The 22,693-nt window shown below is 61.7% G+C and carries 24 protein-coding genes and 1 pseudogene; 11 read left to right on the top strand and 14 right to left on the bottom strand.

The window, feature by feature from the left end:
• Window positions 1-38 precede the first annotated feature (38 nt).
• Window positions 39-917 (bottom strand): Dyp-type peroxidase, encoded by an 879-nt coding sequence (locus tag ACNFHO_RS18360; protein ID WP_063544871.1) that lies wholly within the window; start codon window positions 915-917, stop codon window positions 39-41.
• Window positions 918-1,102: 185 nt separating this feature from the next.
• Between ACNFHO_RS18360 and ACNFHO_RS18355 the strand changes: the two genes are divergently transcribed.
• The gene (locus ACNFHO_RS18355; protein WP_416767020.1) at window positions 1,103-1,996 is read left to right on the top strand and encodes a bile acid:sodium symporter family protein; all 894 of its coding nucleotides are present in this window, start codon (window positions 1,103-1,105) and stop codon (window positions 1,994-1,996) included.
• A 12-nt stretch (window positions 1,997-2,008) separates the two neighbouring features.
• Here ACNFHO_RS18355 and ACNFHO_RS18350 read toward each other — a convergent pair whose 3' ends face one another.
• A complete protein-coding gene (locus ACNFHO_RS18350; protein WP_416767019.1) occupies window positions 2,009-2,473 on the bottom strand; it encodes a sterol desaturase family protein in 465 nt (154 codons plus the stop codon).
• Between the two features lie 425 nt (window positions 2,474-2,898).
• On the opposite strand from ACNFHO_RS18350, the gene ACNFHO_RS18345 reads away from it, so the two are divergent.
• Window positions 2,899-3,612, top strand: coding sequence for an MgtC/SapB family protein (locus ACNFHO_RS18345; protein WP_054891386.1), 714 nt, complete (start codon window positions 2,899-2,901; stop codon window positions 3,610-3,612).
• On the opposite strand, the gene dksA is transcribed toward ACNFHO_RS18345, so the two are convergent.
• From dksA to ACNFHO_RS18330, 3 genes are read right to left on the bottom strand one after another with little or no spacing between them, the layout of a single operon-like run.
• The gene (gene dksA, locus ACNFHO_RS18340) at window positions 3,609-4,016 is read right to left on the bottom strand and encodes an RNA polymerase-binding protein DksA (RefSeq protein ID WP_054891385.1); all 408 of its coding nucleotides are present in this window, start codon (window positions 4,014-4,016) and stop codon (window positions 3,609-3,611) included. The genes ACNFHO_RS18345 and dksA overlap by 4 nt on opposite strands.
• A gap of 24 nt (window positions 4,017-4,040) precedes the next feature.
• Window positions 4,041-5,378, bottom strand: a complete 1,338-nt coding sequence (locus tag ACNFHO_RS18335; protein ID WP_416767018.1) for a dihydroorotase — start codon at window positions 5,376-5,378, stop codon at window positions 4,041-4,043.
• Between the two features lie 2 nt (window positions 5,379-5,380).
• Window positions 5,381-5,941 carry a carbonate dehydratase gene (locus tag ACNFHO_RS18330; RefSeq protein WP_153773612.1) on the bottom strand — a complete coding sequence of 187 codons (561 nt, stop codon included), beginning with the start codon at window positions 5,939-5,941 and terminating at the stop codon, window positions 5,381-5,383.
• Between the two features lie 175 nt (window positions 5,942-6,116).
• On the opposite strand from ACNFHO_RS18330, the gene ACNFHO_RS18325 reads away from it, so the two are divergent.
• Together ACNFHO_RS18325 and ACNFHO_RS18320 are read left to right on the top strand one after the other, a co-directional pair.
• Window positions 6,117-6,617, top strand: a complete 501-nt coding sequence (locus ACNFHO_RS18325; protein ID WP_416767017.1) for a DUF4142 domain-containing protein — start codon at window positions 6,117-6,119, stop codon at window positions 6,615-6,617.
• Between the two features lie 26 nt (window positions 6,618-6,643).
• Window positions 6,644-6,895: a hypothetical protein gene (locus tag ACNFHO_RS18320; protein WP_054891381.1), complete on the top strand. Its 252-nt coding sequence runs from the start codon at window positions 6,644-6,646 to the stop codon at window positions 6,893-6,895.
• A 64-nt stretch (window positions 6,896-6,959) separates the two neighbouring features.
• Here ACNFHO_RS18320 and ACNFHO_RS18315 read toward each other — a convergent pair whose 3' ends face one another.
• Window positions 6,960-7,130 (bottom strand): DUF6021 family protein, encoded by a 171-nt coding sequence (locus tag ACNFHO_RS18315; RefSeq protein WP_177339335.1) that lies wholly within the window; start codon window positions 7,128-7,130, stop codon window positions 6,960-6,962.
• Window positions 7,131-7,191: 61 nt separating this feature from the next.
• A pseudogene (locus ACNFHO_RS18310) lies at window positions 7,192-8,066 on the bottom strand (DNA-binding protein).
• A 127-nt stretch (window positions 8,067-8,193) separates the two neighbouring features.
• On the opposite strand from ACNFHO_RS18310, the gene ACNFHO_RS18305 reads away from it, so the two are divergent.
• Window positions 8,194-11,049 carry an RHS repeat-associated core domain-containing protein gene (locus ACNFHO_RS18305; protein ID WP_416767016.1) on the top strand — a complete coding sequence of 952 codons (2,856 nt, stop codon included), beginning with the start codon at window positions 8,194-8,196 and terminating at the stop codon, window positions 11,047-11,049.
• 7 nt (window positions 11,050-11,056) lie between these two features.
• Here the strand turns inward: ACNFHO_RS18305 and ACNFHO_RS18300 are convergent, their stop codons facing one another.
• From ACNFHO_RS18300 to ACNFHO_RS18285, 4 genes are all read right to left on the bottom strand, one after another.
• Entirely contained in the window at window positions 11,057-11,878 is an 822-nt protein-coding gene (locus tag ACNFHO_RS18300; RefSeq protein ID WP_054891378.1) for a helix-turn-helix domain-containing protein, read from the bottom strand.
• A gap of 53 nt (window positions 11,879-11,931) precedes the next feature.
• On the bottom strand, window positions 11,932-13,344 hold the full coding sequence (locus tag ACNFHO_RS18295; protein WP_416767015.1) for an aminotransferase: 1,413 nt from the start codon (window positions 13,342-13,344) through the stop codon (window positions 11,932-11,934).
• A gap of 34 nt (window positions 13,345-13,378) precedes the next feature.
• Complete coding sequence (locus ACNFHO_RS18290) at window positions 13,379-14,485, bottom strand: polyamine ABC transporter substrate-binding protein (RefSeq protein ID WP_063544861.1); 1,107 nt, start codon at window positions 14,483-14,485, stop codon at window positions 13,379-13,381.
• A 119-nt stretch (window positions 14,486-14,604) separates the two neighbouring features.
• Entirely contained in the window at window positions 14,605-15,288 is a 684-nt protein-coding gene (locus ACNFHO_RS18285; protein WP_416767014.1) for a metallophosphoesterase, read from the bottom strand.
• A gap of 77 nt (window positions 15,289-15,365) precedes the next feature.
• Here ACNFHO_RS18285 and ACNFHO_RS18280 point away from each other — a divergent pair, with 77 nt between their 5' ends.
• Both ACNFHO_RS18280 and ACNFHO_RS18275 read left to right on the top strand, forming a co-directional pair.
• A complete protein-coding gene (locus ACNFHO_RS18280; protein ID WP_416767013.1) occupies window positions 15,366-15,878 on the top strand; it encodes a DUF3016 domain-containing protein in 513 nt (170 codons plus the stop codon).
• Window positions 15,879-15,946: 68 nt separating this feature from the next.
• A complete protein-coding gene (locus ACNFHO_RS18275) occupies window positions 15,947-16,189 on the top strand; it encodes a hypothetical protein (protein WP_063544858.1) in 243 nt (80 codons plus the stop codon).
• Window positions 16,190-16,193: 4 nt separating this feature from the next.
• Here ACNFHO_RS18275 and ACNFHO_RS18270 read toward each other — a convergent pair whose 3' ends face one another.
• Both ACNFHO_RS18270 and ACNFHO_RS18265 read right to left on the bottom strand, forming a co-directional pair.
• Entirely contained in the window at window positions 16,194-16,691 is a 498-nt protein-coding gene (locus ACNFHO_RS18270; RefSeq protein ID WP_416767012.1) for a methylated-DNA--[protein]-cysteine S-methyltransferase, read from the bottom strand.
• A gap of 86 nt (window positions 16,692-16,777) precedes the next feature.
• On the bottom strand, window positions 16,778-17,584 hold the full coding sequence (locus ACNFHO_RS18265; RefSeq protein ID WP_151924719.1) for a lipopolysaccharide biosynthesis protein: 807 nt from the start codon (window positions 17,582-17,584) through the stop codon (window positions 16,778-16,780).
• Window positions 17,585-17,898: 314 nt separating this feature from the next.
• Between ACNFHO_RS18265 and ACNFHO_RS18260 the strand changes: the two genes are divergently transcribed.
• From ACNFHO_RS18260 to ACNFHO_RS18245, 4 genes are read left to right on the top strand one after another with little or no spacing between them, the layout of a single operon-like run.
• Window positions 17,899-19,122 carry an SfnB family sulfur acquisition oxidoreductase gene (locus ACNFHO_RS18260; protein ID WP_416767011.1) on the top strand — a complete coding sequence of 408 codons (1,224 nt, stop codon included), beginning with the start codon at window positions 17,899-17,901 and terminating at the stop codon, window positions 19,120-19,122.
• 9 nt (window positions 19,123-19,131) lie between these two features.
• Window positions 19,132-20,505 (top strand): LLM class flavin-dependent oxidoreductase, encoded by a 1,374-nt coding sequence (locus ACNFHO_RS18255; RefSeq protein ID WP_416767010.1) that lies wholly within the window; start codon window positions 19,132-19,134, stop codon window positions 20,503-20,505.
• Window positions 20,502-21,167 carry a methionine ABC transporter permease gene (locus ACNFHO_RS18250; RefSeq protein ID WP_054891369.1) on the top strand — a complete coding sequence of 222 codons (666 nt, stop codon included), beginning with the start codon at window positions 20,502-20,504 and terminating at the stop codon, window positions 21,165-21,167. The genes ACNFHO_RS18255 and ACNFHO_RS18250 overlap by 4 nt, the downstream gene beginning before the upstream one ends.
• A 26-nt stretch (window positions 21,168-21,193) precedes the next feature.
• Window positions 21,194-21,964 (top strand): MetQ/NlpA family ABC transporter substrate-binding protein, encoded by a 771-nt coding sequence (locus tag ACNFHO_RS18245; RefSeq protein WP_416767009.1) that lies wholly within the window; start codon window positions 21,194-21,196, stop codon window positions 21,962-21,964.
• 56 nt (window positions 21,965-22,020) lie between these two features.
• On the opposite strand, the gene ACNFHO_RS18240 is transcribed toward ACNFHO_RS18245, so the two are convergent.
• Window positions 22,021-22,518, bottom strand: a complete 498-nt coding sequence (locus ACNFHO_RS18240; protein ID WP_112898217.1) for a hypothetical protein — start codon at window positions 22,516-22,518, stop codon at window positions 22,021-22,023.
• Window positions 22,519-22,693: the final 175 nt, after the last annotated feature.

Genomic DNA, 22,693 nt, shown 5'->3' with positions numbered 1-22,693 from the left:
TCTACCCCGCGATGCGCAGCGATTCTGTATCGGGATATTTAACCGAGCAACAGGCGCAGGTCCAGGCCTTCAGCCCCCATTGGCGGGCACCAGTAGTAGCCGCCGGTCAGTGGTCGGCTGAAGCGGTACAAGGCATCGACCACGCCATCTTCCAGGCCACTCATGCGCCGCAGCTGGATTTCGAAGGCATCGAACGAACGGCCCAGAGCAACGAAAGCCAGCCCTGCGCCACGGTTGTCGGCCCAGGCCACCGAACGGCGCACCATGAAGGCCGCGGGGTCATAGCTTTCCTGCGCGGTACGCTTGACGTGGGCCGACTCCGGCGCGTCTTCCAGTTCCTCGTTGTCGCTCAGGCGACGGCCAATGATGTCGTCCTGCTCTGGCTGAGGCAGCGACTTGAAATAGTTGAGGTCGTGTTTCCACAGCTGGAACGCAGCGAAACTGGAACCTGCCAGGCCCGCTTGCTCGCCCGCCACGATGGCCGCGTCGACAGCATCGTTGTCCCGCGGGTTTTCGGTGCCGTCTTCATAGCCGGTCAGGTCGTGTCCGCCGTGGTGCAGAAAACCATCGACACTGTCGACCAATGTGAAAGCCGGCGCCAGGGCCTGCTCCAGGGCTTGGGCACGCAAGAACAGATCACCACGCGCGTCATCACGCAACCAGAGCCACAGTGCATGCTGGGTGGCCGGGTTTTCGACCGCCGCGTCCAGCTGCGGGAAGCTGCGCAAGCCTGGGACATCGCGCCCCAGTGCCTTGGCCAGCGGCGCGCCGACGGCCAGAATCAGGCTGTGGCCGTCGACTTGCTGCAACAAGGCATCCAGAACGGCAGGCAGCGCCTCCCCCGTATGCAGGGCAAAGAACAGGTGACGGGCGTGGGCCGGCACCGGAGTGGCGAGCAGACCTTGCTGGAACGACATGACGAGCTAATCCTTCGGCAAAAGCGCGAATCCTACTGTGCTCGGCAGTCCATCGCAACGCGTCAGGACGCGGCGAGGTGCGGCTCATCCGGAAATAATCAGTTACCAAAGGCTGGCACTTTGCGATTAGCTGATCGACGGAGCCTGCCTACACTCTCCGGAATCCCTCGCCCACGAGCATGCCAATGACCGCCTCCCCCTTGCTGACTGCCTTCCTGCCCATCGCCCTGGGCATCATCATGCTGGGCCTGGGGTTGTCGCTGACCCTCGCCGACTTCGCCCGAGTGGTGAAGTATCCCAAGCCCGTGCTGGTCGGCCTGGCCTGTCAGATCCTGTTGCTGCCGTTCATCTGCTTCCTGATCGCCAACGGGTTTGGCCTGGAGGCCGCGCTGGCAGTGGGCCTGATGCTCTTGGCCGCATCGCCGGGCGGGACTACCGCGAACCTGTTCAGCCACCTGGCACATGGCGACGTGGCACTGAACATCACGCTGACGGCGGTCAACTCGCTGATCGCCATCCTCACCATGCCACTGCTGGTCAACCTGTCGCTGATCTACTTCATGGAGTCGGACCAGGCCATCCCGCTGCAATTCGCCAAGGTCATGCAGGTCTTCGCCATCGTCTTGCTGCCTGTGGGCCTGGGCATGCTGATCCGCCGCTACGCACCGAGCTTTGCCGCGCGGATGGAGAAGCCGATGAAGCTGGTAGCGGGGTTGTTCCTGGCCTTCACCATCGTCCTGGCACTGGCCAAGGACTGGCAGACGGTGGTGGAGTACGCGCCGGTGGTGGGGGTCGCCGCGCTGCTGTTCAACCTGATCAGCCTGGGGTTGGGGTATTGGGTGCCGCGCCTGTTGCGCATCCCGAAACGCCAGGCAATTGCCATCGGCATGGAGATCGGCATTCACAACGGCACCTTGGCCATCGCACTGGCGCTGAGCCCCAGCTTGCTGAACAACGCCACCATGGCCGTGCCGGCAGCGATCTACAGCCTGATCATGTTCTTCACGGCCGCCGCCTTTGGCTGGTGGGTGAGTCGAGGACACAAAGAAGCCATTGCCGCGCAGGAAACCGCGAATTGAATCCTGCGCGACTCAATCACCTCGCCGCGCGCGCAACTGGCGCTTGAGCTCGCGCAGCGGTGGCGCGTAGAAGAAACCGAACGACACGCTACCCTCGCGCCCTTTGACCGCGTGATGAAGCCGGTGCGCCCGGTACAGGCGTTTGAGGTAGCGCTGCATGGGTTTGGGTTTACGCGGCCAATGCCGATGGAAGAAACCGTCGTGGGCCAGCACGTACAGCACTCCATAGCCCGCTACACCTGCGCCGACCCACTGCAGGGGCGCGTAGCCGGCCTTGCCCAGCGCCATCAGGCCAGCAGCGATCAGGGCCAGCGCCACCAGGTAGAGGTCATTGGTCTCGAGCACACCCAGGTGCGGCTCATGGTGCGAGCGATGCAGCCACCAGCCCCAGCCGTGCATGACGTACTTGTGGGCCAGCGTGCCGACACCCTCCATGGCCACCAACGTGGCGAGCAGCACGGCGGTGTTGAACAGCATGGGACAGTCCGGCGTAGATAGTTAAAGGCGCCAAGGTTACCACCGCTGACGAACGCATCGGAAACGGTAGGAGGTTTCGGCAATGAAGCAATTGTCATGAATTCGGCCTTGATTCTGCGCAACTGCAGGCGTAAGGTCCGCGTCGCACTTATGCATCCCCTACAGGAGTCCTGCATTGGACAGTAGCCCCAGTCGATTGCGACAGGTCCACACGGCAAGCTAGTCCGGCAGCATTCCTGCCGCTGTCTTGCCGAATACGGTAGACGGCGGTCCATCTCGCCTGCAAAGGCAGATCTCCCCTCTTCTTTCTCGCTCAGCCAGCTCATGCCGGCGAGTGTCGTGGTCCTGCGCGCTCATTCATTTCATCGGCGTCACGCTTGCCAGTGGCGTATGCGCGGGCCATTGCCCGTGGAAAGAGGTTTGCTATGGATTGGAAAGTATTTCTGCTGCGCGTCAGCGTGGCCCTCGTACTCGGCGCCCTGATCGGCGCCGAACGTCAACTGCGCCAGCGCCTGACCGGCCTTCGCACCAATGCGCTGGTCAGCACCGGTGCCTGCCTGTTCGTACTGATGACCCAGGCGGTACCCGGCATGGAACCCAGCGACGCCTCGCGCATCGCCGCGTATGTCGTGTCCGGGATCGGCTTTCTCGGCGGTGGCGTGATCATGCGTGATGGTTTCAACGTGCGCGGCCTGAACACGGCCGCCACGCTCTGGTGCACCGCGGCCATTGGTGTGCTGTGCAGCCTGGGGCTGTTGCTGGAGGCCACTCTGGGCAGCCTGGTGGTGCTGTGTGCCAACATCCTGTTGCGCGACATCGCCCAGCGCCTGGACCGTCAGGACGTGGTGCCCGCCAGTGAAGTTGAGCAGCGCTTCGAGGTGCGCATCGTCTGCCGGGCCGAAGACGAGATCCAGGTACGCAGCCTGATGCTGCACAGCCTCAGTGACCCAGGCCTGCGCCTGCAGTCGCTGCATAGCGAAGACCTCCACGACCCGCTGCGCCTGGAAGTACGCGCCGAACTGCTGGGCACCCCACAGGCGCCCACACAACTCGAGCGCCTGGTCAGCCGAGTGAGCCTGGAGAAAGGCGTCAGCTCGGTGCGCTGGCAACTCCATGCCCAAGCGGTAGAAGTCGATTAAGCATCGTCGCGCAAATGCCGCTCTCTGAGTTCCTGCCGCTCCTTGGCCTCGATGCACAGGGTCGCGGTCGGACGCAGCAGCAGGCGGCGCAGACCGATCGGCTCGCCGGTCTCTTCGCACCAGCCATAATCCCCCTTGGCCAGGCGCTCGAGCGCCTGGTCGATCTTGTCCAGCAGGCGCTTTTCCCGCTCAAGGGTGCGCAACTGCCAATGCCGCTCCTCCTCGGCACTGCCCAGGTCGGCCGGATCGCTGTGCACTTCCTGCTCGCGCAGCGCCTGGAAATCCTGCTCTATACGCTCCTGCAACTCCACCCGCTGCCCCAGCAACAGGTTACGAAAGTACTGGCGCTGGGGTTCGTTCATGTAGGCCTCGGCCGGCTGGCCGAGCAAGTCTTCTTCAGTCATGGGGCACACTCGTGCAATAAAGGGTCATCGATCGAATATCAGCGGCAGGCCCTGGCAGCGTGGCTGCACCTGGCCCTGATGCCAGGCGAGCTGGCCGGATACCACGGTGGTGCGCACCACATGCCGCAGGTGTCGATGCTGAAAGGGTGTCCAGCCACAGCGGGACAGGATCGGGTCGTCGGCGACCGGGCGCGGTTGCGCCAGGCGCTCGACCAGCGCCAGGTCGGCCCAGTAGCCTTCGCGCAGAAAACCGCGCTCGCGGATGGCGAACAGGCGGGCCACGGCGTGGCTGGTCTTGTCGACTACCTGGGTCAGGCTCAGCACGCCCTCGCCGACCAGCTCCAGCGCGGCTGGCAAAGCATGCTGCACCAGTGGCAGGCCCGAGGGCGCGCGACCATAGACGCGGCGTTTTTCCTCGAGCGTGTGGGGCGCATGATCGGTGCCAATCACGTCGATCACGTCGCCGGCCAGCGCCTGGCGCAGTGCATCGCGGTCGGCACGGGTCTTGATGGCCGGGTTGCATTTGATCAGATGGCCGAGTTGCGCATAGTCGCTGTCATCGAACAGCAGGTGATGCACGCAGACCTCGGCGGTAATGTGCTTGTTGCTCACGGGCCCTGGGGCGAACAGCGCCAGTTCACGCGCGGTGGTCAGATGCAGCACATGCAGGCGCGTGCCGAAACGCCTGGCCATGTCCACGGCCAGTGACGAGGAGCGATAGCAGGCATCGGCATCGCGAATCAGCGGATGAGCGGCCGCAGGAATGAATTCGCCATGGCGCTCCCGCCACAGCGTCTCGTTGGCCAGGATGCTCGGGGTGTGTTCGCAGTGGGCCAGCAGGATGGTCGGGCAATAGATGAATAGCCGCTCGAGCACCTGCGGGTCGTCCACCAGCATATTGCCCGTGGACGCACCCATGAACACCTTGACCCCGGCGACTTCACGCGGGTCGAGCGCGGCGATGGTGTCCAGGTTGTCGCGACTGACGCCGAAGTGAAAGCCGTAGTTGGCCTGCGAGCTGGCCGCCGCACGACGTTTCTTGTCGGCCAGCGCCGCAGTGGTGAGGGTTGGCGGGTCGGTGTTGGGCATGTCCATGAAACTGGTGATGCCGCCCGCCACCGCAGCCCGCGACTCACTGGCAATGTTCCCCTTGTGCTCTGCCCCGGGTTCACGAAAGTGCACCTGGTCATCGATCATTCCCGGCACCAACCACTGCCCTTGCGCATCGATCTCGACTTTAGCGCGCACGCCTTCGATGCTCGAGGCGATCTTGTCGATGCGCCCGCGGGCGACCAGCAGGTCAGCCTCGAACTCGCGCCCTTCGTTGACCAGTCGCGCGTTGCGTATCAGCAAGTCGGCCATGTTCAGAACTCGTTCTGCAGGGCCTTGTAGCCCTGCACCAGGTCGATGTTGGTGCGGGCGACATCCTCGGAGAACTCCGAGGCTGACACGCTGACCGGAGGGTAACGGTCAAGATCGGTGTGTGGGCCGATATGTTCGGTGGGCGGTACGTAAAAGCGCTCCGGCAGGTCGCGACCATCGACCACCGAGTTGTGACGCACGACGCTGCCATCACCCACGCGGCAATTGAACAGCACGCTGTTGAAACCGATGAACACCCGATCGCCGACCACGCAGGGGCCATGCACGATGGAGCGGTGGGCGATGGAGGTGTATTCACCGATACTCACCGCCGCGCCGGATTTGGAGTGGATGACCACGCCATCCTGGATGTTGGAGTTGGCACCAATGACGATCGGCTCCATGTCACCGGTGCCGTCCACCTCGTCGGCGCGTATGACCGCGTAGGGGCCGACGAACACATTGTCCTTGATGATGACCTTGCCGCAGATGATCGCGGTCTTGTCGATGTAGGCCGATTCGGCGATTTGCGGGAGGTGGCCGGAAGGGTTTCTGCGGATCACGGTGCGTTTCCTGAGGCAAGCTGATTCACGTAAATGTTACGTTATAACAATTTACTTGCAACCCCCTTCCCCTCCCGCCGAGCATGACGCCGGTGAGAAATTTCAAACTTTCGCCGCTTACCGACGCTCAACCGTCTGCGACACCGATGTCGCGACCACGGACAAGGAGAGACACATGAATACTCTGTTCCTCAAGCGAGCCGGTCTGTGCATGGCCATGGGCCTTGCCTCGATGCAGGTGATGGCCGCTTCCTCCGACGATTTCGTCGAGGCCGCGACCGAAGCCGGTATCGCTGAAGTCGTAACCGGCAACCTGGCGCTGGAAAAGAGCAAGGACGCCGAGATCAAGACCTTCGCTCAGCAGATGGTCACCGATCACACCCAGGCCAACCAGAAACTCGGTGATATCGCCCGCAAGCTGGATATCAGCGTGCCTGACGAGGCTGCGCTCACCGACAAGGTCAAGAAGATGATCCTGGAATGGCGCGACGAGTCGTTCGACAAGTCCTATGTCAACAATCAGGTCGATGCCCACGAGAAAGCCGTGGAGCTGTTCAAGAAGGAAGCCGCATCGTCCGACAAGCCGGAGCTCAAGGCCTTCGCCAGCGAAACCCTGCCCACCCTCGAGAAGCACCTGGAGCATGCCAAACAGCTTCAGGCCAAGCACCGCAAGTGATCCACAGGTAATCAGAGAGGCTTGATATGAGTAATGATGCTCTGCGCGCCGAAGTACTGACTCGGCTACTGCATGCCCACCCTGAAGGTCTGGGTAAGGAAGTACTGGACAACTACCGCGGCGAAAAGGCCGTGGCCGGCATGCTCAAGACGCTTCAGGAGGCCGGCTTGATCCATGATGGCAGCGTCAATGTAGATGCCGATCACCAGATCAGCGTGCGTTATCCAATCAAGTTGTCCAGTGCCGGCGTAGACGCGGCGCGTCAGCTCGACAGCTGAACCCTCGGGCTTGCGGGCGCGGCACTTGCTGCCGCGTGCGCACGCCCGAGGGATCATGACTCGGTTACTTACCTTTCTTTTCGTGATCGCGAGGTGGCTTTGCCGGACCTTGCGGGTCGACTTGCGGATCCTCCAGGTCAGGAGAGTCCGGATCAAAACCCAGGTCCTGCTTGCTGGACGCCTTGTCGGAGGAGTGAGGCCCTTGCGCAGGGTGGGGACGTTTCTGTTCGCTCATGGTGCGTTCTCCGTAACGGTGTCTACAGAAGAAAGCGCGGGTCTGGCGAAGTTTGATTTATCTACGCGCCCTTTGCCTGGAAGGTCTCGAGCTGCGCACAGCGCGCCTCGCTAAGTGTCAGACGATCCTGCAGGCGCTCGATCAGGCGCATATGTTCGGCGCAGATGTCACGCTGACCCACCAGCGCCTGACGCTCGCTGTCCAACTGCCGACGTACCTCCTCGCTCGCCCCCTGCGCCTGGGCCAGGATCGAGCGCAGCCCTGAACCTGGGCATCGCGCTGCTCCAATTGTTCGTCGAGTTGTTTGTGCTGGGCGCTGGCCTGTCGGTTTTCGGTCAGCAGGCGCTCATTCTCACGGTGCAGGTGTGTCAGTTCTTCCTGGCGGGCGATCGCGTCCTGCTGCAACTGACGCAATTCCCCTTGCGACTGCTGCAGTTGCTCGTCCTTGTCAGTCAGCCTGAGCCGCAGTTCGCCCAGGGATTGGTTGAGGCTGGCGCTGCGCAGTTGCTCGGCCTGCAGAGTGCTCAGCGCTGTCTCGAGCTTTTCCGACTCCGCCGCAAGGGCGCTGGCCTGAATCTGTTGTTGCTGGTGAGCAGCCGCGAGTGCTTGCTGGGCAAGCTGCAACTGCGCCTGCAATTGGCCGCGCTGTTCATCGAACACCGCCTGCGCGTCGCGAATACGGGCCTCTGCTTCCTCGCGCAACTGCTCGGCCAGTTGGCCTACGAAACGCCCCAGCGTGTCGCTGAGGGCCGGTGAACGCTTGTCAGCCAGCGGTTGCAGCGCTTCGAGCTCGCGCATGTAGCGATGAATGGTGGTTTTCGAACCGGTGTTACCCAATTCGATACGTACTGCATCAATACTCGGATGCTCGCCCCGGGCGATCAGCGCCTGCCGTGCCTGCTGTACTGCCGCCTTGTCGATGCCGCCACGGGCCATGTTCGCTCCTCATTTTCGTACCGTGGTATGTAGTCCGTAACAGTACCAATTGCCGAGCATAGCCGCCAGCCTGCTCTATAGTTCCCTTCATCATTCATTTGGCTGTCTCAGGGAATGGAGAACACCGATGAACCCTTTGCCTTCGCTATTCGACGGCACCCCAAGTGTCATAGCCCTCGACAACCGGGGACTTCCAGTGCGCGACATCGCCTACCACCGCCACCCCGACACCCCAGATATCAAGCACCAGCGTCTTACCCGCCATCGGTACGCCCCTCAAGGCTCTCTGATGAGCAGTACCGATCCTCGCCTGCACGACGTCGGGCTGTTCAACTTCATCTACCTCAGGCACCTGAACGGTGGGCTCCTGTACACACAAGGTGCGGATAACGGCACCACCCTTAACCTGAGCGACACGGCTGGACGCCCACTCGTCACGGTCAGTAACCTCTGCACCGACACCGGCGGTACGCAGGACAACAGTCAGTCGGTGACACGCACTTGGCAGTATGAGGGCCATACCCTCCCAGGGCGGCCACTGAGCCTGACAGAACAGGTCAGCGGCGAAGCTGCCTGTATCACTGAACGTTTTGTCCATGGCAGTAATTCGCAGGCGCGGAAAGGCCTGAACCTGGCCGGACGATGCATCAGTCACTACGATACTGCGGGGCTGGTGCAGACCGACAAGATGGCACTCACCGGCATCGCGCTGTCCCTGACCCGCCGCCTGCTGAAGGAGTCGGGTGAGGCGCAGATGCCCCCCAACTGGAAAGGGCAAGCATCCTGCAACTGGAATGACCTGCTCGCCGCAGAGGGAGAACGCCATACCACCTTGACCACTGCGGACGCCTGCGCAGCTGTATTGGCCACTACGGATGCAAAAGGGAATGTGCAGCGAGTGGCGTACGATGTGGCGGGCTTGCTCGCAGGCAGCTGGCTGACAATGAAAGACGGCACCGAGCAGGTCATAGTGAAAGCACTGGCTTACTCGGCTGCGGGACAGAAGCGGCGCGAGGAGCACGGTAACGGCGTGGTGACCGCTTATTCCCATGAACCCTATAAGCAGCGTCTCAGCGAGATCAGAACGGAGCGCCCGAAAGGACATGTGCTAGGGGCGAAGATGCTGCAGGACCTGCGCTATGCGTACGATCCGGTGGGTAACGTCCTGAAAGTCAGCGACAACGTCGGACAGACGCGCTTCTGGCGCAACCAGAAAGTGCAGCCGCAGAATAGTTACCGCTATGACAGCCTGTACCAACTGGTCAGCGCCACTGGACGTGAAATGGCCAACGCCGGCCAGCAGGGCTGCACTCTCCCACCCGCTACTATGCCGCCCTCCCCCGACGACTCTGCCTATACCGGTTATCTACGCACCTATACTTACGACATCGCTGGCAACTTGACGCGGATACGCCACGACCCAGCCACAGGCAGCGGTTACACGACGAAAATCACCACAAGCAACCGCAGTAACCGAGCCGTATTGAGCACCTTGGCCGACAAGGCCGCAGACGTGGATGCGCTGTTCAAGACCGGTGGCCAACAGACTCAGCTTCAGCCAGGTCAGAGCCTCACCTGGACACCACGTAACGAACTGCTGAAGGTGACGCCTGTGGTACGCGCGGGCGGCGCTGATGACTGTGAGCACTACCGCTATGACTCGAACAGCCAGCGCATCCTCAAGGTCAGCGTACAAAAGACAAACAGCAATCTACAGATAGATCGCACACTGTACCTTTCGGGACTGGAACTGAAGGTTCGTGCGTCTGGCGATACGCAAATGCAGAGTTTGCAGGTAATCACCGTAGGTGAGGCTGGCCGCGCACAAGTTCGAGTGCTGCACTGGGAGATCGGTAAACCGACCGACATCGGCAACGACCAGATACGTTACAGCTACGACAACCTCACGGGCAGTAGCGGGTTGGAATTAGATGGCAGCGGCAACCTCATCAGTCGAGAGGAATACTATCCGTATGGCGGCACATCCGTGCTGACAACACGAAGTCAGACCGAGGCGAAATACAAAACCCTCCGTTATTCGGGCAAGGAGCGGGATGCCACGGGGCTGTATTACTACGGTTATCGGTACTGTCAGCCTTGGGTTGGACGCTGGCTGAGTGCAGACCCGGCAGGCACGGCGGATGGGCTGAATCTGTTCCGTATGCTCAGGAATAATCCGTGCTCGGGCATGGATCGTGATGGACGGATATGGGAGTGGCCGGAAGAAGCCCACATAGAAACCCTTGCCGAAAAACTGCGGGACATCGACCGCAATGTTGTATTGGCGATATTGGAGCTCGACCAGGAAACGAATCCAGACCCGAGAGACCTCGCGGCATATATCATTAGCGGGATTAATAATGACTTCGGGCCTGCCAAAGATGCCATGACATACGTGAAATCACTCGAACCTCCGGCACCGACACCGCCCGCTGCGATCTCAGCGACAACATCGATGCCCGCCCCCAGCAACACCCAACAAAGCTGGACCTCTTCACTGTACATCGACCCTGCCATGCAAATTAGAATGAACTGGATCAAAGGCAATGCGCAGGTTCGCCAATCCGGAAATTTCATCTCCACAAACATTGAGGGCGATATATTTCAAAGTGACTATTTCCCCAGGGCATGGATAGTTTATGCAATTTTTAAAGACCCACGCCACAAGCATTACTTTGCCAGCGATGTTGCTAAACTGCAGTATGACGCAGTCTCAGAGCGAGAAAAATTTGACCGAAATCCAAACATAATCATCCATGACACTGTCATCAATCAAGAAACGCTCAAGGTCATGAATGAAGCCGCCCAGTCTGGAACGCCCTTACGACAACCATTTCTTTGGAATACGCCAAATGGGAAAAGCGCCAGGAGACTCATGGATGTTTTTAATCTAGAAGCTAGAAAAGTCACCCGGGCGGGCGATAGCTTCATCATCCATGTCAAACCCAAACCCTCAAAACTGTGGCGCCCTTGGCAAAGTTGAAGCATGTTCAAGCTTGGCGTAACCAATCGATGAACCGAGCGAAAAGTTCCGACTGCGAGTTGATGCCAAGCTTCAGATAGAGATTCTTGCGGTGCATGCGCACGGTTTCAGGCGAGATACCCAGCTCCAACGCAGTGGATTTGACCGAATGGCCACGCAGGATCATGTGTGCGACTTCACGCTCGCGATCGGTCAGCACCTCGCAACCGAAGCTGTCGAATGCAGCCTGCAGGCTGCCGTGCTCCAGTGACACTTTGCCCGGCTCGAGGTTGTGCCGTGCATAGCGGCCCAGGAGTTCGCGCACCACCGGCTCGACCGCGCGAAGCAGGTCGATCTGCTGCGGGCTGAGGTGCGTGCCACTACGCCCCTGGAACAAGCTCAAGGAAAGCTTGCGGCCATCGCACAGGTCGGCGATGTAGTAGCTGTCTTCGCTGCAGCCGGTGCCCAGGTAATAGGTCTTGTAGTAGTCGCTGTCGAAGAAGTTGTCCGGAGCGATGTCCTGCAAATGGTAAAACCCCTCGGCCAGGCCACCCTGCACTGCCAGGCAAAAGGGATCCAGCAGGTAGCCTGCGGCAAAGTAACGACCCAGCACGGCATCGCGATGAACCAGGGGAATCCCTTGCTGGTACAGCAGTTGCGGCGCCTGGCCCTGGCTCTCCAGGCTGATCATCATCGATTCGACCGCAACCAGATGACCAAGCGCTGCCGCCAGATGCTGCAGGGCGTCGGGCGATTCGCTGTGAACCAATGCGCATTGCAGCGCCGCATGCCATTGCTGCAATGCACCGAGGGTCAAGGTGAGCGGTGTGTCGGGGGAGGCCTGGGTCATGCCCGGCAGTCTAGCCTGCCGGGCACGCCCACGCACAGCCCGTTGCAGACTGCTCATCGCCCCTGGTACAGCCCTTGCGCCGCGAGCTCACGTGCGGTTTCGAGGATGCACTGACGCAGGGTCTCGACGATCTCGTCGACCTGGGCGTGGGTGACGATCAGCGGCGGCGACATCACGTTCAGGTGCATGATCGGCCGCACCAGCAAACCCCTGGCCTGGGCTTTGCTGTGGATGCGCTCACCAATATTGATCACATCGTCGAACAGTGCCTTGCTCGCCTTGTCGGCGACGAACTCGACGCAGGCCATCAGCTTCATGCAGCGCACATCGCCTACCAGCGGCAGATCGCGCAGGCTCTGCAGGCGTTGTTCCAGGTAGCTGCCAACATCCTTGACGTGTTCCAGCAAGCTTTCCCGCTCGATGATCTCGATGTTCTTCAGCGCCGCGGTACAGCACACTGGATGGCCGCTGTAGGTGAACCCGTGGGTGAAGCAACGCCCCTTGCCCGGCTCGGCGATCACCTGCCAGATACGCTCGGAGAAGATGCACGCACCCAGTGGCAGGTAGGCGGACGTCAGGCCCTTGGCCGTGGTGATGATATCCGGGGTGACACCGAACAGCTCTTCGCTGGCGAAGAAGGTGCCCAGGCGTCCGAACGAGGTCACTACTTCGTCGGCGACGAACAGGATGTCGTAGGTCTGGCACAGCTGCCACATGCGCGCGAAGTACCCCTCGGGCGGGATGATCACCCCGCCCGAGCCCATGATAGGTTCGGCGAAGAAGGCTGCGACGTTGTCGGCCCCCAGGGAGAGAATCTTGTCTTCGAACTCGGCGACCAGAAAGTCGAGGAATTCGGCTTCGTCCATGTTGTCCGGAGCGCGGTACGGGTTGGGGTTGGAGATGTGGTGGATCAGGTCGTGGGCATAGTCGAATTCAGGTACCCGGTCGGCAGCCTTGTTGCCGATCTGCATGGTCAGGGTGGTCGAGCCGTGGTAGGCGTTATAGCGGGCGATGATGTGTTTCTTGCCCGGCTTGCCGCGGCAGTTCTGGTAGTACTGGATCAGTCGGTAGGCGGTGTCCACGGCAGTCGAGCCGCCTGTGGTGAGGAAGACATGGTCCAGGTCGCCCGGTGCCAGTTGCGCAAGCTTGCGGCAGAGCTCGATGGCCACGTCGTTGGCCATGTCCGAGAACGGGTTCGAATAGGCAAGCTTGCGCACCTGGTCGGCAATGGCCAAGGCCATTTCCTCGCGCCCCAGGCCAATGTTGGTGCACCACATGCCGCCAACGGCATCGAGGAAGCGGTTGCCTTGGGTATCGCGGATATAGGCGCCTTCGCCTTCGGTGATGTTCAGCGCGCCCTGTTCGCGATGCTCGTCGAACATATGGTAACCGTGCATGTAATGGGCCTTGTCGGCTTCCACCAATGGATCGTGGACGATAGCGAATGCGTTGTTTGAGGTGGCCATGGGCAGCTCCTTGGCGAGGATCGTTCGAAAATGTTCAGAATCCGGTCTTGACCGTGCTCCAGACCCGCGTGATCGCACGCATGTCCTTGGGTGTCTGGGTCTTTTGCGCGAACAGCCGTTCGCGGGTCTGGGCGTCCGGGTAGATCGCCGGGTCCTGGCGGATATCGGCCTTTACCAGGGCGGTGGCCGCGGCATTGCTGTTGGCGTAGTGGATGAAGTTGGTCACCTTGGCCATGGTCTGTGGCTGCAGCAGGAACTCGATGAAGCGATGGGCGTTGCTGGCGTGCGGCGCGTCCTTGGGGATGTAGAGGTTGTCGAACCAGATCAGCGAGCCTTCCTTGGGAATGAAGAACGCCAGCTTGATAGCCTTCTTCGCCTCCACCGCACGCGCCTGGGCGGTGGCGTAGTCGCCCGACCAGGTCAAGGCCAGGCACACGTCGCCGTTGGGCAGGCTGGTCAGGTAGTTGACCGAGTCGAACTTGCGGATATAGGGGCGGATGCCCAGCAGCAGCTGTTCGGCAGCCTTGAGGTCCGCCGGTGCGGCGCTGCGCGGATCCTTGCCCAGGTACTGCAGGGCCAGTGGAATCACTTCGGTGGGGGCGTCCATCAAAGTCACCCCGCAATCGGCGAAGCGCGAAACAATGGCCGGGTCGAACAACATGGCCAGCGAGCCGATCGGTGCGTCGGGCATGCGCGCCTTGATCTTGTCGACGTTGTAGGTAACGCCGGAGCTGCCCCAGGTGTAGGGCGCCGAGTACTTCAGGCCAGGGTCGTAACCTTGCAGGTTGCTGACCACCTGCTCGTCGAGGTTGTGCCAACTGGGCAGTTGCTGTTTGTCCAGGGCCTGGAATACACCGGCCTGGATCAGCGGCGGTACCAGCGACGCATTGAGCATGACCAGGTCGTAGCCGGAGCGGCCGGTGAGCAGTTTGGTCTGGACCGTTTCATAGCCATCGAAGGTGTCGTAAACCACTTTGATGCCGGTGGCCTTTTCGAAGTCGGCCAAGGTGGTTTCACCGATGTAGTCAGTCCAGTTGTACAGCCTGAGCGTGTTGCTGCTGTCCCCCTCTGCCGCTGCCTGCACCAGTGCCGTCGAGGACACCAGCAGCAGACCGCCAATCACCTTCAGTGCCTTGCGCATAGCAACTCCATCGTGTGACTGCTCCGGATTGAGCCGATGGGGTCACTATGGGAGGTCTGGCTGGCTGCAGACATACCCCGAATGTGTGGGTGGTCGTTTTTGGGAAGGTCGCAGATGTGTCACTGGTTGATCAGCGTCAGCGTGCCGATATCCAGCAGGCTGAAAAAACCGCTGCTCCAGCCACCGGTATCCAGGTGCCACACGTTGCCCAATACCTTGTGCGTGATCACCGGGGTGTGGCCGACCAGCAGCGCACGCAGCCCTTGGATGGGTTGGCTATCGCCGCTCTTCAGGCGCCGGCGCGACCATTGGCAGACCTCGCGCACGGCAGGGTCGTCCCTCGTCTGCAGGCAGGCGCGCAGCTCAGCCCAGTCGGCGAACGGACTGTCTGCATGCAGCATGCCGACCAACCCGTGTGCAGTCTGTACTTCGAGCGCGACCGGCAGACGCTCGAACTGCTCGACGAAGCGCGCCTGCTCAGCCTTGGGCAAGTCGAGAAACCAGCCCCCGCCAGCCGCACGGTACATGTCCAGATCAACACGGCCACCGCGATAGTGGCTGATGGCCAATGCTTCGTGATTGCCCTGCACGGCATGAAACCAGGGTTGCGCCAGCCAGTTCAGGGCCTCTTCGCTGGCCGGGCCCCGGTCGACCAGGTCACCGACACTGAACAGCCGATCGACCTCGGGATCGAATGCCGCCTGCTCGAGCGCGGCCTGCAGGCGTTGGAAGTGCCCGTGGATATCGCCGACCGCCAAGTCGCGCCCTTTGTCGTTGGCAGCTAGCTGCCGAAAACGCGCCATTACATCATTCCTCTGCTGTGTCGCCGGCACCAGGCGTAGAATGGCGCGACAACGACGATCCTAACGCGGAGATGATCATGCGCTTTACCCTCGCCTGCGCTGCACTGCTGGTGCTGGCATACGACAGCATGGCACAAGGCATCCCGCCCGCGCAGGTCCAGGTCAGCTTCGATCACCCGGAAAAATTCCGCGATGCCAGCCTGAACACCCCCGGCTATGAGCGCGGCGCCGACCCAGAAGTGATGAAGGCACTCACCCGGCACCTGGAAAAACTTGGCCAGCGCTACCTTCAGCCTGGTCAGCGAGTACACATCGACATCCGCGACATCGATCTGGCAGGCCGCTACGAACCCTGGAACAGTCAGGCCTACAACGTACGTTTCATGCGCGAAATCACCTGGCCGACCATCGACCTCAGCTACACCCTCGTTCAACCCGGCCAGCCCGAGCGCAAGGCCGAGGAACGCGTCAGCGACAAGATGTACCTGAGCCGCCCGGGCCGCGTGGGCAGCAGCGATCGCCTGTATGCCGAGAAGGCCATGCTCGATGACTGGTTCCGCCAGCGCTTCGCTGCACGGCCGGCGTCCTGAGTTTTGCTGGTTAACGGCGAGCGGCTGAGGGTATCCTTTCCCTTTGTATCACCCAAGGAAGGATCCCCGTGAAGTACCTGCTGCTGGCATTCGCCAGCTACGCCTCCTGCTACTACCTGGTTGGCTTGCTGATTCGCGGCAGGCTGGCAGACATCGCCGAAGGGTTGCGCCATCGCCCGGATGCACCGACACCCGGCCAATACCTGCGTGAGGTCGAACGCCATGCCCGACGGGCGCAGCGGCACTACAGCCTGTTCGCAGGCTCGGTACTCGCGCTGGTGCTGTGCGCATTGGCGTGGTGGCTGAGCTGAGCGCTCAGAACAGCGACAGGCTCTGCCTGCCCTCGAGCGCCAGCAGATACTGCTTTGCCGGCAAGCCGCCAGCAAAGCCTGTCAGGCTGCCCGAGGCACCGATCACCCGATGGCAGGGTGCGATGATCGAGATCGGGTTGCGCCCATTGGCTGCCCCTACCGCACGCACTGCCGTGGGGTTGCCGATCTGTCGGGCGATATCGCTGTAGCTGCGAGTCTGGCCGAAAGGAATGGTCAGCAGCGCCGCCCAGACCTGGCGCTGGAATTCCGTGCCATCGAAGTCCAGCGGCAGCTCGAAGAGCTGGCGCTGGCCGGCGAAATACTCGCCTAACTGACGGGCAGCTTCCCGCAGTACGGGCACCTGGTCATCACGGTGCAGTTCGCCAAGGCGCACCCGATTGGCACGCTCCTCTTCCCATAGCACGGCGGCCAGGCACTCGCCACGGGCGACCAGTGTCAGGGCGCCGACTGGCGATGACATGAGGGTGAAAGCGCTGGACATGGGCAGATCCTGATGCTGGCTGACGACACCCCGGCACTCTACCGATCGCGTGCTAGGGCTGCATCCGCTTTCTTGACGTGCAATGCTCACGCCGCGGCCGTCGCACGCGCCGCGAGGGTGCGGGCCTGCTGCAGGTCGATCCTGGGGATCAATGCCGGGGGGATGCGTGAGCGGGTCGAGAGGTTATGAACGCGGAAACGCTCACCCACCACTTGATGCGCCATCAGGGTCAGTGACGGCAGGATACGGCTTTCCCAATGCTGGTCGAGGCCGCAGGGCGAACGCTTGCCGCCGCTGGTCTCATAAAAGCGCCCTGCCGACTGGTTCAGATCCACGCCGACCAATAGCACGTCATCGAAGCCCAGGTGGTAGGCCAGTTGCAGGGCCACAAAAGCCACGGTCCGGGCATCGAAGAACCCGTACGACAGGTTCCTGCTGAAACCGATCGAACGCGCCCGCTTGCTCCACAGCGTGCGGTTTCGCGCATAGCGTCCATCGCCGAGCCCCAGCCATTCGCTGAACGTCGGGTCCAGGGCCTTGAGCAGCGGGTAGCGCTCGGTGTCCTCAGGCAGGTCGAACAGATCGAACTGCTCCGGCCACAGCGCCAGCCGCGGACTGCTGTGCAATGCCGTGGCAAAAAGCTCGGGTTGCTGGTTGCAGAAATCTTTGTCGGTGCAAATGTAGAAGAACGGACGCACATCCGTGCCCACCAGCATCGAAATGGAGCCATTCATGGCGATGATCGGGACGCTGGCAAAATCTTCGAGCGGAAAATCTTTCGCTGACGCACCTGACGCCAGGATCACCACAGGGCCTTTCTGGGTATTGCGACACGCCTCAAAGCTGGAGAACGCCCCGCGTGCAGCCTCTGACTGCGACGGAAGTTGGTTCATGGGTCTGGCCAATGGTGTAGGTCGTTTCAGAATACAGTTGTTCACAATTCTTAAACGGTTTTTTACATAACCCTTACACAGACCCGAGGGAATGGATGTTGTAGGCAAGCGAGGCTGCAACGCGGGTCGGCATGTACGGCGACATGTTTCCCTGGCAACTGTCCGACCAGCAACACCTGGCCAACAGTTGATTGCCCAAAGGGCGACACCTCCTGTAAAAAACAAATTCAAGCCACTGATTTTATTGAAATAAAGCCACTGGCACGGTTTCTGCTCCGGTGAGCTGTGTACACGCACAGTTTCCCGAGGAACCCATGTCCACGCCTGCCGTCTCAGCCTCCTACGACATCCGCCAGCCGGATGCCCATGTCATCCGCGACGATGCCGAAGCCATCACCGTTGCCCACCAGATCGCCGCGCTGCTGCGCGAAGGCGCTGCCGAGCGTGACCGACGCCGAGAAGTCCCTGCCGATGTGGTCGATGCCTATTCCAACAGCGGTCTGTGGGGCATCACCGTGCCACGTGCCTACGGGGGTGCCGAAGTGTCCTTCGCCACCCTGGCGCAGGTGATCGCCATCGTCTCGGCCGCCGACCCTTCGCTTGGCCAGATTCCACAAAACCACTACTGCCTGCTAGAAGACATCCGCCTGCAAGGCACCGAAGAGCAGCGGCGCTTCTTCTTCGACTTGGTGCTCAAAGGCCATCGTTTTGCCAATGCACTGTCGGAAACCGGTGGCAAGACCGTCCAGGATATCCGTACCCGCCTGGTTGCCGAAGCCGACGGCTACCGCATCGACGGCCGCAAGGGCTACTGCACCGGCTCGCTCTATGCCCACTGGATCGGCGTCCTGGCCCTGGACGAACTGGACCGGGCGCAATTGGCCTTTGTGCCACGTGGCACTCCTGGGCTGGTGGTCGTCGACGACTGGAACAGCATGGGCCAGCGCACCACCTCCAGCGGCACCGTGCTGCTGGACGGATTGCGCGTGCCCGCATTCAACCTGTTCCCCAGCTACCGCTCCTACGAGCACCCTACCCTCGCCGGACCCTTCGCCCAACTGACCACTGCGGCGATTGACGCCGGTATCGGCCGCGCGGCGCTGGACGACACCATTGCCTTCGTACGCGACCATGCCCGTCCGTGGATCGATGCCGGTGTTGAAAAGGCCAGCGAGGATCCGCTCACCATCATTCAGATCGGCTCCCTGGAGATCCGCCAGGAGGCCGCCGAGGCCCTGCTCGAGCGCGCCGGCAAGGTGCTGGACGCCGCCAAGCCTGCGCCGAACGAAGACAACGTCGCCGCTGCCTCGGTGGCGGTGGCCAAGGCCAAGGTGCTGACCACGGAGGTGTCGATCGAGGTCAGCAATCGCCTGTTCGAACTGGGCGGGACCCGCTCCTCGTTGCTGCAGCACAACTTTGACCGGCACTGGCGCAATGCCCGGGTGCATACCCTGCACGATCCCGTGCGCTGGAAGTACCACTTGGTCGGCAACTGGGCCCTGAACGGTATCCGTCCCACGCGCCACGACTGGAACTGAGGCCGCGCCATGACCAAGCAGATCCGTCTCAATGCCTTCGCCATGAACACGGTCGGGCATCTGTCGCCTGGGCTGTGGCGCCATCCGCGCGACCAGGCGACGCGTTACACCGATATCCACTACTGGATCGAACTGGCCCAGACCCTCGAGCGCGGCTGTATCGACGGCCTGTTCCTCGCCGATGTGCTGGGTGTCTATGACGTCTACGGCGGCAATGCCGACGAAGCGCTGCGCAGCGGCGCCCAGGTACCGTTGAACGACCCGCTGCAATTGGTACCGGCGATGGCCGCAGCCACGTGCCACCTGGGGTTTGGCGTCACCGCCTCGGTGTCGTTCGAGCATCCCTTTCCCTTCGCCCGGCGCATGAGCACCCTCGATCACCTGACCCAGGGCCGTGCCGGCTGGAATATCGTGACCTCCTACCTGTCCAGCGGGGCACGCAACCTTGGCCAGCCCGAACAACTGAGCCATGACCAGCGCTACGCGCTGGCCGAGGAATACCTGCAGGTCTGCTACAAGCTTTGGGAAACCAGCTGGGAAGAGGATGCCGTGCGCGCCGATCGTACCAGCGGTGTCTACACCGACCCGAGCAGAGTCCACGGCATCGAGCATGACGGCACCTACTTCAAGGTCCCGGGTTTCCACCTCAGCGCCCCGTCGCCACAGCGCACGCCGGTGCTCTACCAGGCCGGGGCATCCAGCCGAGGGCGGGCCTTTGCCGCAGCCAACGCCGAATGCGTGTTCGTTGCCGCACCGAGCAAGACAGTGCTGAAGAAGCAGGTGGCCGATCTACGTGCCGCAGCCGTCGCCGCCGGGCGCAAGGGCTCCGATATCCTGATCCTCGAACAGCTCACGGTGATCGTCGCTGAAACCGACGAGGCCGCGCAGGCCCGTCTGCGCGAGTACCGCGAGTACGCCAGTGCCAGCGGCTCGCTCTCGCTGATGTCGGGCTGGACCGGCATCGATTTCGCTGCCTACAGCCCCGACCAGATTCTTCGCGAGGTGCCCAGCGAAGCCATCCAGTCGGTGGTCGAGGGCTTCACCCGCGCCGACCCGACGCGGACCTGGACCGTTGCCGAGATCGCCGAATACTGCTGCCTGGGTGGCGACGGCCCGCTGCTGGTCGGATCGCCCTCGACCGTCGCCGATCAGTTGCAAGCCTGGGTCGAAGACACCGACGTGGATGGCTTCAACCTGTCCAGCGTGGCCGTGCCGGAAACCTTCGTTGCCGTGGTCGATCTGTTGGTTCCGGAACTACAGGCTCGCGGCCTGTTCAAGCGCGAGTACGCCGAAGGCAGCCTGCGCAACAAGCTGTTCGGCCAAGGTGATCGCCTGCGTGCGCCCCATCCGGTGGCCGCGTTGCGCCAGGAGCGTGGGCGATGAATGCACTGTTGGCCAATCTGGACTGGAGTGAAATCGGCCTCGCCTGCCTCGAGACCCTGAGCATGCTTGGCGCCGCGCTGGGCTTCACCGTAGCGCTGGGGCTGCCGTTGGGGGTGCTGCTGTTTCTCACCGGGCAACGCCAACTGCTGGCCAATGCGCCGGCCTATCGGGCCATGTCGGCCGTGGTCAACGTGCTGCGCTCGTTGCCATTCATCATTCTGCTGATCGTGCTGATACCCCTGACCACCTTGGTTGTCGGCACCTCACTCGGTGTGCGCGGCACCATTCCACCACTGGTGGTGGGCTGTACGCCGTTCTTCGCGCGCCTGGTGGAGACCGCCCTGCGCGAAGTCGACCGTGGCGTGGTCGAGGCCACCCAGGCCATGGGTGGCAGCACCTGGCAGATCATCCGCCACACCCTGCTGCCCGAAGCCCGTACCGGGCTGATCGCTGCCGTCACCGTCACCGCCATCGTGCTGGTCGACTACACGGCAATGGCCGGTGTGATCGGTGGCGGCGGCCTGGGCGACCTGGCCATCCGTTTTGGTTACCAACGCTTCCAGACCGATGTGATGGTCGTCACCGTACTGCTGTTGATCCTGCTGGTGCAGGCGTTGCAGATGAGTGGCGATCGCCTCGTCAGACATTTCACCCGACGCTGATTCCCGACCTTTTTCGGAGCATTCCCATGAAAAAAATCCTCGCCACCCTGGCTGCGGTCATCGCCCTCAACGTGCAGGCCAACGAGCACCTGGTCGTCGGTGCCACCCCCGTTCCCCACGCCGAGATCCTCGAGTTCGTAAAACCGGTACTGGCCAAGGAAGGTGTCGACCTGGACATCAAGGTGTTCAATGACTTCATCCAGCCCAACCTGCAGCTTGCGCAGAAGAACCTGGACGCCAACTACTACCAGTACCGTCCCTTCCTCGCCGACTTCAACAAGACTCGACACACCGACCTGGTCCCGGTGGTCGGTGTGCACATCGAGCCGTTCGGTGCTTATTCGGCCAAGTACAAGAGCCTCGCGGAGCTGCCGGACGGTGCCAGCGTGGCCATTCCCAATGACCCGGTGAACACCGGTCGTGCCCTGGTACTGCTGGCCGAGGCCGGGCTGATTGAACTCAAGGACCCCAGCAACCCACAGTCGACCCAGCGCGACATCGTCGCCAACCCGCACAAGTTGAAGATCCGTGAGCTGGAAGGGGCAATGCTGGCGCGCTCGGTGAAACAGGTGGACCTGGCATTCGTGTTCGCCAACTACGCGCTGGAGGCAGGTATCGATACCAGCAGCGCGCTGATCGTCGAAAAAGGCAAGGATCTGTACGTGGAATACCTCGTGGCGCGTCCGGACAATCTGCAGGATCCCGGCATCCAGAAACTGGCCAAGGCGCTGAACTCCCCTGAAGTGCGTCAATTCATCCTGACCCGCTACAAAGGGCAGATCGCGCCTGGCTTCTGACAGCGCAACGTGGGTGCAGGGCATGCGACCTTCCCTGCACCCCGCCCAATCTCCCCTTATTGAAGGGCAACAAGCTCGGCGCGTTGCGCGGGATCAAGGTCATTGATCGAGACGATCCGAAGCGCGCCCTGCATCGCCTCCGCCACCGGCTGCCCAAGGTCAGCTGAGACCTCGTCCGGCAACTTGTACATCGCACCGGTCAGCGGATCGACGATCAGCATGCCGATAACACCGCCAAACAAGATGTTCGCCCAGTACCAACCGTCCACACTCGAGTCGAGTTCGACCTGTCGATCCGGGTACCCCTCCCTCATGAAACGCAACGTGTAGGTTTGGCCGCGAAAATATCCCTCCCCCGACATCAGTGTCACGACCCCAGGGGTGCTGCCGCGATGAACGACCACCCCTGATTTGTTGATGACCTCGAAATTCGCACCCGCCGGGCTGCTCGTGACAGTCACCGGATACTTGGAGTCACTGATGATGCTGGCGCAACCCTGCAGCGCCAGGAGCGCCAGAAGCGCCCCGATAGTTCTGGTTTTGTGAAAGCACACGGAATCGTTCCTCTACACGCTGATCGACATTGACCGAGAAAGGATTCTCCAGGGACGCTTTAGCGATGCATGCCATCCAAATAGCCATTGGCAGTAGGGGCTTTCCCAAAACTGGTTTTCTGCCCGTCGTACGCATTTTTTGACACCCCGTTCACGACATTTTCACGTCGCGGCT

Source organism: Pseudomonas sp. NY15374 (genome assembly GCF_048068255.1).
Lineage (GTDB): Bacteria > Pseudomonadota > Gammaproteobacteria > Pseudomonadales > Pseudomonadaceae > Aquipseudomonas > Aquipseudomonas machongensis.
The sequence above is the reverse complement of the archived record's forward strand: the minus strand, read 5'-3'. Positions and strand labels throughout refer to the sequence as shown.

Bases quoted from the DNA above. Each gene is read 5' to 3' on its own strand.
- ACNFHO_RS18320 (WP_054891381.1), top strand. From the start codon at position 6,644: ATGAGTAATGATGCTCTGCGCGCCGAAGTACTGACTCGGCTACTGCAT.
- ACNFHO_RS18355 (WP_416767020.1), top strand. From the start codon at position 1,103: ATGACCGCCTCCCCCTTGCTGACTGCCTTCCTGCCCATCGCCCTGGGC.
- ACNFHO_RS18280 (WP_416767013.1), top strand. From the start codon at position 15,366: ATGCGCTTTACCCTCGCCTGCGCTGCACTGCTGGTGCTGGCATACGAC.
- ACNFHO_RS18290 (WP_063544861.1), bottom strand. From the start codon at position 14,485: ATGCGCAAGGCACTGAAGGTGATTGGCGGTCTGCTGCTGGTGTCCTCG.
- ACNFHO_RS18335 (WP_416767018.1), bottom strand. From the start codon at position 5,378: ATGGCCGACTTGCTGATACGCAACGCGCGACTGGTCAACGAAGGGCGC.
- ACNFHO_RS18295 (WP_416767015.1), bottom strand. From the start codon at position 13,344: ATGGCCACCTCAAACAACGCATTCGCTATCGTCCACGATCCATTGGTG.
- ACNFHO_RS18285 (WP_416767014.1), bottom strand. From the start codon at position 15,288: ATGGCGCGTTTTCGGCAGCTAGCTGCCAACGACAAAGGGCGCGACTTG.
- dksA (WP_054891385.1), bottom strand. From the start codon at position 4,016: ATGACTGAAGAAGACTTGCTCGGCCAGCCGGCCGAGGCCTACATGAAC.
- ACNFHO_RS18360 (WP_063544871.1), bottom strand. From the start codon at position 917: ATGTCGTTCCAGCAAGGTCTGCTCGCCACTCCGGTGCCGGCCCACGCC.
- ACNFHO_RS18300 (WP_054891378.1), bottom strand. From the start codon at position 11,878: ATGACCCAGGCCTCCCCCGACACACCGCTCACCTTGACCCTCGGTGCA.
- ACNFHO_RS18345 (WP_054891386.1), top strand. From the start codon at position 2,899: ATGGATTGGAAAGTATTTCTGCTGCGCGTCAGCGTGGCCCTCGTACTC.
- ACNFHO_RS18350 (WP_416767019.1), bottom strand. From the start codon at position 2,473: ATGCTGTTCAACACCGCCGTGCTGCTCGCCACGTTGGTGGCCATGGAG.
- ACNFHO_RS18245 (WP_416767009.1), top strand. From the start codon at position 21,194: ATGAAAAAAATCCTCGCCACCCTGGCTGCGGTCATCGCCCTCAACGTG.
- ACNFHO_RS18250 (WP_054891369.1), top strand. From the start codon at position 20,502: ATGAATGCACTGTTGGCCAATCTGGACTGGAGTGAAATCGGCCTCGCC.
- ACNFHO_RS18260 (WP_416767011.1), top strand. From the start codon at position 17,899: ATGTCCACGCCTGCCGTCTCAGCCTCCTACGACATCCGCCAGCCGGAT.
- ACNFHO_RS18305 (WP_416767016.1), top strand. From the start codon at position 8,194: ATGAACCCTTTGCCTTCGCTATTCGACGGCACCCCAAGTGTCATAGCC.
- ACNFHO_RS18270 (WP_416767012.1), bottom strand. From the start codon at position 16,691: ATGTCCAGCGCTTTCACCCTCATGTCATCGCCAGTCGGCGCCCTGACA.
- ACNFHO_RS18265 (WP_151924719.1), bottom strand. From the start codon at position 17,584: ATGAACCAACTTCCGTCGCAGTCAGAGGCTGCACGCGGGGCGTTCTCC.
- ACNFHO_RS18325 (WP_416767017.1), top strand. From the start codon at position 6,117: ATGAATACTCTGTTCCTCAAGCGAGCCGGTCTGTGCATGGCCATGGGC.
- ACNFHO_RS18315 (WP_177339335.1), bottom strand. From the start codon at position 7,130: ATGAGCGAACAGAAACGTCCCCACCCTGCGCAAGGGCCTCACTCCTCC.
- ACNFHO_RS18255 (WP_416767010.1), top strand. From the start codon at position 19,132: ATGACCAAGCAGATCCGTCTCAATGCCTTCGCCATGAACACGGTCGGG.